Origin of the sequence: Pseudomonas cavernae (assembly GCF_003595175.1) — a bacterium.
Classification (GTDB): domain Bacteria; phylum Pseudomonadota; class Gammaproteobacteria; order Pseudomonadales; family Pseudomonadaceae; genus Aquipseudomonas; species Aquipseudomonas cavernae.
Genome location: NZ_CP032419.1, coordinates 3,688,214 through 3,698,784 on the forward strand (window position 1 = coordinate 3,688,214; position 10,571 = coordinate 3,698,784).

Genomic DNA, 10,571 nt, shown 5'->3' on the forward strand with positions numbered 1-10,571 from the left:
CCCGCGGCCCGTCATAAGCATAGCTATTGTGCCGCTGCCCCCCTCTATATACTAGGGCCGCCTTTTCGCGGGATCCCGACATGAGTCAACACTATCAGCACGACGTCTTGGTCATTGGCAGTGGCGCAGCCGGCCTGACCCTTGCCCTCACATTGCCGGAGCATTTGCGTATCGCGGTGCTCAGCAAGGGCGACCTGGCCAATGGTTCAACCTATTGGGCGCAAGGCGGCGTCGCGGCCGTGCTGGACGATTCCGACACCGTCGAGTCGCACGTCGAGGACACCCTCAACGCCGGCGCCGGCCTGTGTCGCGAAGAGGCCGTGCGCTTCACCGTGGAGCACAGCCGCGAAGCGATCCAGTGGCTGATCGATCAGGGCGTGCCCTTCACCCGCGACGAGAAAACCTCGCCCGAGGATGGCGGCTTCGAATACCACCTGACCCGCGAGGGCGGCCATAGCCATCGGCGCATCATCCATGCCGCCGACGCCACCGGCGCGGCCATCTTCAACACTCTGCTGGCGCAGGCGAAACAGCGCCCGAACATCGAATTGCTCGAGCAACGGGTTGCCGTCGATCTGATCACCGAGCAAAAACTTGGCCTGCCCGGCCAGCGCTGCCTGGGTGCCTATGTACTGAACCGCGTCAGCGGTGAAGTCGACACCTACAGTGCGCGCTTCACTGTGCTGGCCTGCGGCGGTGCGGCCAAGGTCTACCTCTATACCAGCAACCCAGACGGTGCCTGCGGCGACGGCATCGCCATGGCTTGGCGCGCCGGCTGCCGGGTCGGCAACCTGGAGTTCAATCAGTTCCATCCGACCTGCCTGTACCACCCGCAAGCCAAGAGTTTCCTGATCACCGAGGCACTACGCGGCGAAGGCGCCCTGCTCAAGCTGCCCAATGGCGAACGCTTCATGCCGCGCTTCGACTCGCGCGCCGAGCTGGCGCCGCGCGACATCGTCGCCCGCGCCATCGACCACGAAATGAAGCGCCTGGGGATCGACTGCGTCTATCTGGATATCAGCCACAAGCCGGCGGAGTTCGTGAAAACGCACTTCCCCACCGTCTACGAGCGCTGCCTGGATTTCGGCATCGACATCACCCGCGAGGCGATTCCGGTGGTCCCGGCAGCCCACTACACCTGCGGCGGCGTGGTCGTCGACCAACATGGCCGTACCGATGTACCGAGTCTCTACGCGATTGGCGAAACCAGCTTCACCGGCCTGCATGGCGCCAACCGGATGGCCAGCAACTCGCTGCTAGAATGCTTCGTCTACGGCCGCTCGGCGGCGGCCGACATGCTCGAACAACTGTCGCAGGTAGCCATGCCCGGGCCTCTGCCGGGCTGGGATGCCAGCCAGGTGACCGACTCCGACGAGGACGTGATCATCGCCCACAACTGGGATGAACTGCGGCGTTTCATGTGGGACTACGTGGGCATCGTGCGCACCAACAAACGCCTGCAACGCGCCCGCCACCGGGTGCGCCTGCTGCTGCACGAGATCGACGAGTTCTACAGTAACTACAAGGTCAGTCGCGACCTGATCGAACTGCGCAACCTGGCACTGGTCGCCCTGCTGATGATCCGCTCGGCCATGCGCCGCCATGAGAGCCGTGGCCTGCACTACACCCTGGACTACCCGGAACAGCTACCGGAAGCCCAGGACACCATCCTCACGCCGCGCTGAACCGGCCTAAGAACCTGTCTACGATCTGCTGCGCGTCGGTCAAACTACGTTGAAAACGGCTTCGGAATGCTCATTTACAACACGTAAACTCCGTTTCCTCAGCCGTTTTCGCCTTGTTTGACTCTAGCTCGCGAGATCGTAAACAAGTTCTAAGCCCAGGGCTTGGCCCAGCGCCGGCGGCTGAATTTGAGGCGTACCCGCAAGCGCCGGTGCTGCTCCGGCGCCAGCGCATCGCGCGGGATGCACAGTGCACGCACCCACCACTCGTCCGGCAAACGAAAGCGCAGCACCACTGCCAGTGGCAAAGCCAGGCTATCCGGGCGCAGCTGCACCGCCTGCCAGCCGGCTTGCGCACTCCACAGCTGCCAGCCGGCGGCGTCGTGACGCACGCCACGGAACGCCCGCCGGCTCTTCAGCAGCACCTGCCGCGGCAGCGCCCATAGACCGTGGGCCAGGCACAAGGCCACGCCCAGCAGCCTGGCCCAGAACGGAAGATGCGCCAACAGCAGAGCGCTCAAGGCCAGTGCCTGAGCCAGCAGATAAGCCACCAGCAGCCAGCGCGAGGCCTGCCAGTGGCACTCGAAGACCTTACTTGGGCTGGACACGATCCAGAATCATGCGAACTATGCGCCGCAGGTCGGCGTCTTCCGGTTCATCGCGCTGCATGAACCAGCCGAACATGTCCTGATCCTCGCACTCCAACAGCTTGCGATAGCGCGCCTGATCTTCGGCATCGAGGGTGGAATAGACCTCCTTGACGAACGGCACCAGCAGCACGTCCAGTTCGAGCATGCCGCGGCGGCTGTGCCAAAAGAGTCGATTGAGTTCGGTTGCGTCGGCCATCGAAAGGCTCCTTGAGTCAGGCCGGCAGTATAGCGGCGTCGGCCGCTCGCCGGCACCCGCTGACAAGCCCCGGGCGGGGCTCTATGATGACGCCCCTAACTTTTATACAGCGACTCCCAATGGCCGACTCCGTTTTTTTCTGCACGCTGTCCCATGAGGGCATCCTCGCCGTCCGCGGCCCAGACGCTGGCAAGTTTCTCCAGGGCCAGCTGACCTGCAATCTCAATTACCTGAACGACAGCACCGCCAGCCTCGGCGCCCGCTGCAACGTCAAGGGCCGCATGCTGTCGAGCTTTCGCATCCTCAGCGAGAGCGACGGTTATCTGCTGGCGATGGCCAGCGAGCTGCTCGAACCCCAGCTGAACGAGCTGAAAAAATACGCGGTGTTCTCCAAGGCCAGCCTCGCCGATGAAAGCCAGGCCTGGGTGCGTTTCGGCCTCGCCGGTGGCGATGGTGCCCTGCTCAGCCTGGGCCTTGACCTGCCGCATCAGTCCGACCAAGTAGCGCGCCATAACGAGCTGCTCGCCATTCGCTTGAGCGATGGCCGCGTCGAACTCTGGGCCCCGGCCGGCGCCGCCGACACTGTCAAGGCGCGCCTGGCGGCCCAGCTGCCCGAAGCGCCACTGAACGACTGGCTGCTAGCGCAGATCCGCGCCGGTATCGGCCAAGTGCTCGGCACCACCCGCGAGCTGTTCATCCCGCAGATGATCAACCTACAGGCCGTCGGTGGAGTCAGCTTCAAGAAGGGCTGCTACACCGGCCAGGAAATCGTCGCGCGCATGCAGTACCTGGGCAAACTCAAGCGCCGCCTGTATCGCCTGAGCCTGACGGCCGACGAGCTGCCACAGCCGGCCGCCGAGCTGTTCTCCCCGGTGCACCGCTCGAGCGTCGGCGAAGTGGTTGTCGCCGCCCGCAGCGCAAGCGCCATCGAGCTGCTCGCCGTGCTACAGGAAGATGCCGCCGAGGACGGCCGCATCCACCTTGGCGCAGAAGATGGCCCGGCGCTCGGCCTGCTGGAGCTGCCCTACATGCTGGACCGCGATCGCGAGATCCAGCGCTGATAACCAAACGCTTATAACCACAACAAAATCCGCCTGCCGCCACCAACAGAGAAGTGTCCATGAGCAAACTCGCCGAGAAAGTCCAAGAGGAGCTGATCCAGGCCATCGACAACGATGAACTGGTGCTCCCTACCCTGCCGGAGGTGGCCCTCAAGGTCCGCGAAGCGGCGGAAGACCCGGACATCAGCATCCCGGCGCTGAGCAAGGTGATCGGCAACGATGCGGCGCTGACCGCACGGATCATCAAGGTGGTGAACAGCCCGCTGCTGCGCACCAACCGCGAAATCACCGATTTGCAGATGGCCATCAGCCGGCTCGGCATCAATTACACCAGCAACCTGGCCACCGGCTTGGCCATGGAACAGATGTTCCAGGCCACCTCCGACGTGGTCGACCGCAAAATGCGCGAAGTGTGGAACAAGAGCACGGAAATCGCCGGCATCTGCCATGTGCTCTGCCGGCAGTTCACCCGTCTGATGCCCGACCAGGCGACCCTCGCCGGCCTGGTGCACCAGATCGGCGTGCTGCCGATCCTCACCTATGCCGAAGACAGCAACGCCCTGCTGTCCGACTCCATCAGCCTCAACCATGTGATCGAGCGGATTCACCCGATCATCGGCGACAAGATCCTCAGGGCCTGGGACTTCCCCGAGCAGATCGCCCGCATCCCCAGCCAGTTCCTCGACTTCAAGCGCAACTCGGACAAGATCGACTATGTCGATATCGTTCAGGTCGCCACGCTGCAGAGCTACCTCGGCAGCGAACATCCCTACACCCAGATGGACTGGAGCGGCATCCCGGCCTTCGCCAAACTCGGCCTCGAGCCGAACCTGGACATGCATGCCGACGAAGACCTCTCGGCTGCCATGGAAGCGGCGATGAGCATGCTGCAGTAAAGCGCGCCAGACCGTTGCTGACTCGCGCTGGAAAGCCCGCTTCGGCGGGCTTGTTTTGCCCGGACCAACATCGATAACGCCAACCGCAGTGCCATCATCAACAGCGCAGACCGCGCTCGACAGCACAGCGGGCTTAGCCCAAGCTCAACCGAATTCGGGCACTCGCCCGGCGACCTCCCCCACAGGACTGGAGCACTGCAATGATTGCTTATGTGACCCTCGGCACGCAGGACATGGACAAAGCCAAGGCCTTCTACGGCGAACTGCTCGCCCCGCTCGGCGCCAAGCTGGTGGTGGACATGGGCCGTCTCGCCCTGTTCGGCGTGGCCCCGGGCCAGCCGATGTTCGGCGTGTGTCTGCCCTACGACGGCCAGCCGGCCAGCACCGGTAACGGCACCATGGTCGCCCTGCCGACGGCCAGCCGCGAGCAGGTCGACGCGCTGTACGCCAAGGCCCTGGCCCTCGGCGCAAGCGACGAAGGCGCACCGGGCGCGCGCATGCCGACCTTCTATGGCGCCTATGTCCGCGATCCGGACGGCAACAAGCTGGCCTTCTGCAAGATGGGCTGACGCCCGCACCTTCGCCAGCGGGCGCCCCGGCGACCGCTGGCGCCATGACCAGGGGGCGCCAGCGCCGGACTGCCCTCGGCTATGCTGATGAGCAGGTCGAGTGTCACCGGAACCGTCATGCCCCTTCCCCGTTCCGCGTTCACCCTGTTGCTGACTCTGCTGCTGGCGGCCTGCAGTCGCTTGGATCTGGTCTACCAAAATCTCGACCGCCTGATGCTCTGGTGGATCGACGATTACCTCAACCTCGACAGCGTGCAAAAGAGCTGGCTACAGCCGCGCCTGCAAGCAGAGCTGCAATGGCATTGCCGTAGTCAGCTACCCAGCTATGTGGCCTGGCAGGCCGAACTGCAGCGCCTGCTCGCCCAGCAACCCTTGCAGGCTGCGCAGATCGAGGCGCAGTTCGCCGCAATCAACAGCGCCCAGCAGACCATCGCCGCGCACACCGCCCCCGTCGCGACTGAATTGCTGCGCGGGCTCAGCCCGCGCCAGATCGCGGCATTGCGCAGCCGTCTCACCGAAGAGCAGGAGAAGCTCGCCGAGGAATACCTGGCGCTACCGCCAGACAAACAGATCGCCACACGTGCCGAACGCATGGAGAAGCGTCTGCGACCCTGGCTCGGGCGCCTGAACCCGGCACAACAGGCGCGGGTGCAGGGCTGGGCCAAGCAGATGCACGGGTATGACCGTCTGTGGCTGGATAATCGCCAACACTGGCAGCAGGAGCTGCTAGCCACCCTCGAGGTGCGCCACAGCGCCGACTTCCAGCCGCGCTTGACTCGCCTGCTGCAGCAGCGCAAAAGCCTGTGGAGTCCCACCTATCGCCAGGCCTTCCGCACCGGCCAACAGGCCTTCGCCGAGCTGCTCGCCGACCTGCTCAACGGCGCCAGCGCCCAGCAGCGCGAGCACCTGCTCTCACGCCTGGACGAACTACGCGAGAACCTCGCAGAGCTGGACTGTCAGGGCTGAGCGGGCAGACGCCAGTCGATCGGCTGCAAGCCGTATTGGGCGAGGAACTTATTGGTCCGGCCGAAGTGGCCGTTGCCAATAAAGCCGCGGTGCGCGGACAGCGGCGACGGATGCGGCGAGCGCAGAATCAGGTGCTTGGTCGGGTCGATCAGGCGCTCCTTGCTCTGCGCATGGGCACCCCAGAGCAGGAAGACCAGGCGCGGCTGGTGGCTGCTGACCACCTCGATCACCCGGTCGGTGAAAAACTGCCAGCCGGCTTTGGCATGCGAGCCCGCGCACGCCTGCTCGACGGTCAACGAGGTGTTGAGCAGCAACACGCCCTGCTCGGCCCAGTGCTGCAGGCAGCCATGCGTAGGCGGGTCGATATTCAGGTCGCGCTTGAGCTCCTTGTAGATGTTCTGCAAGGACGGCGGCACCGGCACGCCGGGCTGCACCGAGAAGCACAGGCCATGCGCCTGACCCGGGCCGTGATAGGGGTCCTGGCCGATGATGACCACCTTGACCTGGCCCAGCGGCGTCGAATTCAGCGCATTGAAGATCAGCGGCCCCGGCGGGAAGACTGTTTTGCCGGCCTGCCTCTCGTTCAGCAGGAACGCCCGCAGCTCGTGCATGTAGGGCTTGTCGAATTCCTCGCGCAGGGCTTCTTTCCAGCCCGCTTCGAGCTTGATGCGTTCGTCGGCGCTCATGCCTGGTTCCTACTGCAAAAAACGGAAACGGCACGCTAAGGAAGCCCCACCGGCAAGTCAAGGCAAGTGCGGGCGGCCCGGATACTTTGCGAGTCCCGACTAAACCCGGGACGATTCAGCTGTCTTCGCCTGCCGCGCCGCCTCAAGGCGCCCCTCTGAATGGCCAAGCTCCGCACCCGAGCCGGACAGCCGCGCGCCGATCCAGGCCGATACCGCCACGGCCAGGCTCAGGTGGAAGATGTCGACCCGCGGGATGGCGAGCCAGCTACCCTGGGTGCCCACCACCAACCCCGCCCCCAAAAACAGCAACGCACCGCTGATCGCCAGCGCCCAGTGGGCCGAACGGCCGCGGTAGGCGATCGCCAACAATGCCAGGGCATTGCTCGCCAAAGCCACGGGTTCCGGAACCACGAGCAGCACGGCGGCTAGGCCGACGACCAGCAGGTGGCGCCCAAGGCCAGCCAGCGGCCCGATGGCGATGAGCAACAAACTCAGCCGCGCAGAGAGCTGGGCCACGGCCGCGTGCGCGGAGCTGGCGTCGTCGACACCTGCGTATTCGATCGCCCCCAGCAAGGCCGCCACGCCCATGAGGGCGAAGCCGGCCGCCCGCCAGCCATGTCCGGCACGCAGACTGCAGTACAGGGCCACGGCGCAGGCGGTGAACAGCAGCATTTCCGCGCCCACATGCAGGAACAGGCTCATGACTGAAGGCGCAGCGGCTGCCGGCGGGGCGGCCGCACGGCGAAGAACACCGGCACGGCGCACACGATAGGGGTTGGCATGCTGCCTCCTGTGATGGTTTTCAGCAGATTATCGCCGTGCCGCCACCGATGCATGTCCGGGCACGCCAACGCGCAGGCCCAGTCGCGCCGAACCCCTCCGCACTAGCCCCATGCTCAAGGAGTCGCCACCTTAGCGCCACACATGGGGGGCAGGTCGTAATGGGGCATGGCAGCGCCTGATGCGCGTCCATCACCCCTGTGGATGCTGCTTGCCCGCCCGTCCAGTGCGGCCAAGACTGCAAGCTCCGCTCACCAAGTTGCAGAGGCCTTGCCATGGACAGTCCCCGCCCGATCAGCCGTGAATATCTGGAACAGGCCCTGGAGCATTCCCCTTTCGCCCAGCTGATCGGCTTCCAGCTGATCGACTTCGCCCCCGGACGGATCAGCATGGAAGTGCTGCCGCGCCGCGAGCTGACCCAGCACCACGGCTACGTGCATGGCGCGGTGGTCGGCTTCATGATCGACAGCGCCTGTGCCTGGGCCGCCGCCTCGCTGGTCGGCGATGTGGTGACCTCGGAGTACAAGGTCAACCTGCTGGCCCCGGCCATCGGCGACAAGCTGATCTGCCGCAGCGAGGTGATCAAGGCCGGCCAGCGCCAGGTAGTGACCCGCGCCGATGTGTTCGCCGTGCGCGACGGCGAGGAAAAGATCGTCGCCACCGGGCTGGCGACCATCGCCCGGGTCTAAGAACCTGTCTCGGATCTGCTGCGCGTCGGCCAAACGGCGTTAAAAACGGCTTCGGAAGCCGCTTGCGGCTAACGCACTTTAGTGCGGCCCCGAAGGGGCGAGCGAAGCGAGTCATGCTCATTTACAACTCGCAAACTCCGCGTCCTCAGCTGTTTGGTTCGCTACGCTCACCCTGCGGGCCAGCCTGCGGCTGTTACTCCGCTTCGCTACGTTGCGCCTTGTTTGACTCTAGCTCGCAAGATCCGAGACAGGTTCTAACCGGCCAACGCGGCACAGCCGATTATCCGCCACGGCAAGGACATCCGCGTCCAACTGTTGTAAACCTAAGGTAGGCTGTTGCCCTGTAACAGCGCACGCACCTGAGCTACGACGAGGAGCCGTCCATGAGCAACGCCGTAGAGACCTACCAGCCCGGTCTGTTCGACCTGACCCACAAGCTGACGGTGGAAAAGCACGGCCACACCGCCCTGCTGACCATCAACCATCCGCCGGCCAACACCTGGGACCGCGACTCGCTGATCGGCCTCAAGCTGCTGATCCAGCACCTCAACCGCGACGACGACATCTACGCCCTGGTGATCACCGGCCAGGGCAGCAAATTCTTCAGCGCCGGCGCCGACCTCAAGCTGTTCGCCGACGGCGACAAGGCCCGCGCCCGCGAAATGGCCCGCCGCTTCGGCGAAGCCTTCGAGGCGCTGCGTGATTTCCGCGGCGTGTCGATTGCCGCGATCAATGGTTACGCCATGGGCGGCGGCCTCGAATGCGCGCTGGCCTGCGACATCCGCATCGCCGAACGGCAGGCGCAGCTGGCCCTGCCGGAAGCCACCGTCGGCCTACTACCCTGCGCCGGCGGCACCCAGGCGCTGCCCTGGCTGATCGGCGAAGGCTGGGCCAAACGGATGATCCTCTGCGGCGAGCGGGTGGATGCCGACACTGCGCTGCGCATCGGCCTGGTCGAACAAGTGGTCGACAATGGCGAGGCGCGCGGCCATGCCCTGCTGCTCGCCGCCAAAGTAGCGCGCCAGAGCCCGGTGGCGGTGCGTACCATCAAGCCGCTAATCCAGGGTGCCCGCGAGCGCGGGCCCAACAGCTGGCTGGCGGAGGAGCGCGAGTGCTTCGTCGATCTGTTCGACGCCGACGACACCCGCGAAGGCGTCAATGCCTTCCTCGAGAAGCGCGACGCTCAGTGGCGCAATAAATAAGCCTGGATGGCACCTTTTTCATCCACCATCTCCGTGGTGGGTGGGGGCAAACGGCATCCCCCCTTAACGCCTGACGAGCACCACAATGAATGTGATTTTTGAAGAACTTTCGGGCCAGCATGGCGCCCGTATCGGCATCGCCAGCCTGGATGCCGAGCCCAGCCTGAACGCCCTGTCGCTGCCGATGATCGAGGCGCTCGACGCCCAGCTGCGCAGCTGGGCCGCCGACCCTGAGATCGTTTGCGTGCTGTTGCGTGGCGAGGGGCCGAAGGCCTTCTGCGCCGGCGGCGACGTGGTCCAGCTGGTGCAGGCCTGCCGCGCCCATCCCGGCGAAGTGCCACCGCTGGCCACGCGCTTCTTCGCCGATGAATACCGCCTCGATCACCTCATCCACACCTACCCGAAACCGCTGCTCTGCTGGGCTCATGGCCACGTGCTGGGCGGTGGCATGGGCCTGATGCAGGGTGCCAGCATCCGCATCGTCACGCCCAGCAGCCGCCTGGCGATGCCGGAAATCAGCATCGGCCTGTATCCGGATGTCGGCGGCAGCTGGTTCCTCAGCCGTCTGCCGGGCAAGCTCGGTCTGTTCCTCGGCCTCACCGCCACCCAGATCAACGCCCGCGACGCCCTCGACCTTGGCCTGGCCGACCGCTTCCTCGCCGACGATCAGCAGCCCGACTTGCTCAAGGGTCTGCAACAGCTGAACTGGCAGGAGCAGTCGGCGCTGCAGCTCAACAGCCTGCTGCAGGCCCTGGCCCATGAGGCCGAGGTGGAGCTGCCCGACGCGCAGCTCCTGCCGCGCCGCGACTATCTCGACCACTTGCTGGATGTCGCCGACCTGCCCAGCGCCTGGCGGGCCATCACCGCCCTGCACGGCGACCACGACCCGCTGCTGGCGCGCGCAGCCAAGACCCTGGCCGCCGGCTGCCCGCTCAGCGCCCACCTGGTCTGGGAGCAACTGCAGCGTGCGCGGCACCTGTCGCTGGCCCAGGTGTTCCAGCAGGAATACAGCATGAGCCTGAACTGCTGCCGCCACCCGGAGTTCCCCGAAGGCGTGCGCGCGCGGCTGCTCGATAAGGACAACGCGCCACGCTGGCACTGGGCGGATGTGGCGGCGATTCCGCCGGCGGTGATCGAGGCGCACTTCCAGTCGACCTGGAACGGCAGCCACCCACTCGCGGACTTGTAGGTCTA

Annotated in this window: 12 protein-coding genes; 8 read left to right on the forward strand and 4 right to left on the reverse strand. The window is 65.3% G+C overall.

From position 1 onward, the window contains the following. The first annotated feature begins 80 nt into the window (after positions 1–80). A complete protein-coding gene (nadB, locus tag D3880_RS16835; protein ID WP_119894579.1) occupies positions 81–1,685 on the forward strand; it encodes an L-aspartate oxidase in 1,605 nt (534 codons plus the stop codon). Between the two features lie 149 nt (positions 1,686–1,834). On the opposite strand, the gene D3880_RS16840 is transcribed toward nadB, so the two are convergent. Then, on the reverse strand, positions 1,835–2,290 hold the full coding sequence (locus tag D3880_RS16840; protein WP_119894580.1) for a protein YgfX: 456 nt from the start codon (positions 2,288–2,290) through the stop codon (positions 1,835–1,837). Continuing rightward, complete coding sequence (locus D3880_RS16845; RefSeq protein WP_119894581.1) at positions 2,274–2,528, reverse strand: FAD assembly factor SdhE; 255 nt, start codon at positions 2,526–2,528, stop codon at positions 2,274–2,276. The genes D3880_RS16840 and D3880_RS16845 overlap by 17 nt, the downstream gene beginning before the upstream one ends. 119 nt (positions 2,529–2,647) lie before the next feature. On the opposite strand from D3880_RS16845, the gene ygfZ reads away from it, so the two are divergent. The 4 genes from ygfZ to D3880_RS16865 all read left to right on the forward strand — a co-directional run bounded on the left by ygfZ (position 2,648) and on the right by D3880_RS16865 (position 6,020). After that, the gene (gene ygfZ / locus D3880_RS16850) at positions 2,648–3,589 is read left to right on the forward strand and encodes a CAF17-like 4Fe-4S cluster assembly/insertion protein YgfZ (RefSeq protein ID WP_119894582.1); all 942 of its coding nucleotides are present in this window, start codon (positions 2,648–2,650) and stop codon (positions 3,587–3,589) included. A gap of 59 nt (positions 3,590–3,648) precedes the next feature. Continuing rightward, positions 3,649–4,485, forward strand: a complete 837-nt coding sequence (locus tag D3880_RS16855; RefSeq protein ID WP_119894583.1) for an HDOD domain-containing protein — start codon at positions 3,649–3,651, stop codon at positions 4,483–4,485. Positions 4,486–4,685: 200 nt separating this feature from the next. Then, positions 4,686–5,054, forward strand: a complete 369-nt coding sequence (locus D3880_RS16860) for a VOC family protein (protein WP_119894584.1) — start codon at positions 4,686–4,688, stop codon at positions 5,052–5,054. A 117-nt stretch (positions 5,055–5,171) separates the two neighbouring features. Further along, on the forward strand, positions 5,172–6,020 hold the full coding sequence (locus tag D3880_RS16865) for a DUF6279 family lipoprotein (RefSeq protein WP_119894585.1): 849 nt from the start codon (positions 5,172–5,174) through the stop codon (positions 6,018–6,020). Here the strand turns inward: D3880_RS16865 and ung are convergent. Further along, entirely contained in the window at positions 6,011–6,706 is a 696-nt protein-coding gene (ung, locus tag D3880_RS16870) for a uracil-DNA glycosylase (RefSeq protein ID WP_119894586.1), read from the reverse strand. The genes D3880_RS16865 and ung overlap by 10 nt on opposite strands. A gap of 99 nt (positions 6,707–6,805) precedes the next feature. Next, positions 6,806–7,408, reverse strand: coding sequence for a hypothetical protein (locus D3880_RS16875; protein WP_177412179.1), 603 nt, complete (start codon positions 7,406–7,408; stop codon positions 6,806–6,808). A 353-nt stretch (positions 7,409–7,761) separates the two neighbouring features. On the opposite strand from D3880_RS16875, the gene D3880_RS16880 reads away from it, so the two are divergent. From D3880_RS16880 to D3880_RS16890, 3 genes are all read left to right on the forward strand, one after another. Continuing rightward, positions 7,762–8,175 (forward strand): PaaI family thioesterase, encoded by a 414-nt coding sequence (locus D3880_RS16880; protein ID WP_119894587.1) that lies wholly within the window; start codon positions 7,762–7,764, stop codon positions 8,173–8,175. Positions 8,176–8,558: 383 nt separating this feature from the next. Then, positions 8,559–9,377, forward strand: coding sequence for an enoyl-CoA hydratase (locus tag D3880_RS16885; protein ID WP_119894588.1), 819 nt, complete (start codon positions 8,559–8,561; stop codon positions 9,375–9,377). Positions 9,378–9,462: 85 nt separating this feature from the next. After that, on the forward strand, positions 9,463–10,566 hold the full coding sequence (locus D3880_RS16890) for an enoyl-CoA hydratase/isomerase family protein (protein WP_119894589.1): 1,104 nt from the start codon (positions 9,463–9,465) through the stop codon (positions 10,564–10,566). Positions 10,567–10,571 lie beyond the last annotated feature (5 nt).

Excerpts from the sequence above, each read along its gene's own strand:
- D3880_RS16875 (WP_177412179.1), bottom strand. The coding sequence starts at position 7,408 with ATGAGCCTGTTCCTGCATGTGGGCGCGGAAATGCTGCTGTTCACCGCC.
- D3880_RS16890 (WP_119894589.1), top strand. The coding sequence starts at position 9,463 with ATGAATGTGATTTTTGAAGAACTTTCGGGCCAGCATGGCGCCCGTATC.
- D3880_RS16880 (WP_119894587.1), top strand. The coding sequence starts at position 7,762 with ATGGACAGTCCCCGCCCGATCAGCCGTGAATATCTGGAACAGGCCCTG.
- D3880_RS16885 (WP_119894588.1), top strand. The coding sequence starts at position 8,559 with ATGAGCAACGCCGTAGAGACCTACCAGCCCGGTCTGTTCGACCTGACC.
- ygfZ (WP_119894582.1), top strand. The coding sequence starts at position 2,648 with ATGGCCGACTCCGTTTTTTTCTGCACGCTGTCCCATGAGGGCATCCTC.
- D3880_RS16845 (WP_119894581.1), bottom strand. The coding sequence starts at position 2,528 with ATGGCCGACGCAACCGAACTCAATCGACTCTTTTGGCACAGCCGCCGC.
- ung (WP_119894586.1), bottom strand. The coding sequence starts at position 6,706 with ATGAGCGCCGACGAACGCATCAAGCTCGAAGCGGGCTGGAAAGAAGCC.
- nadB (WP_119894579.1), top strand. The coding sequence starts at position 81 with ATGAGTCAACACTATCAGCACGACGTCTTGGTCATTGGCAGTGGCGCA.
- D3880_RS16865 (WP_119894585.1), top strand. The coding sequence starts at position 5,172 with ATGCCCCTTCCCCGTTCCGCGTTCACCCTGTTGCTGACTCTGCTGCTG.
- D3880_RS16855 (WP_119894583.1), top strand. The coding sequence starts at position 3,649 with ATGAGCAAACTCGCCGAGAAAGTCCAAGAGGAGCTGATCCAGGCCATC.
- D3880_RS16860 (WP_119894584.1), top strand. The coding sequence starts at position 4,686 with ATGATTGCTTATGTGACCCTCGGCACGCAGGACATGGACAAAGCCAAG.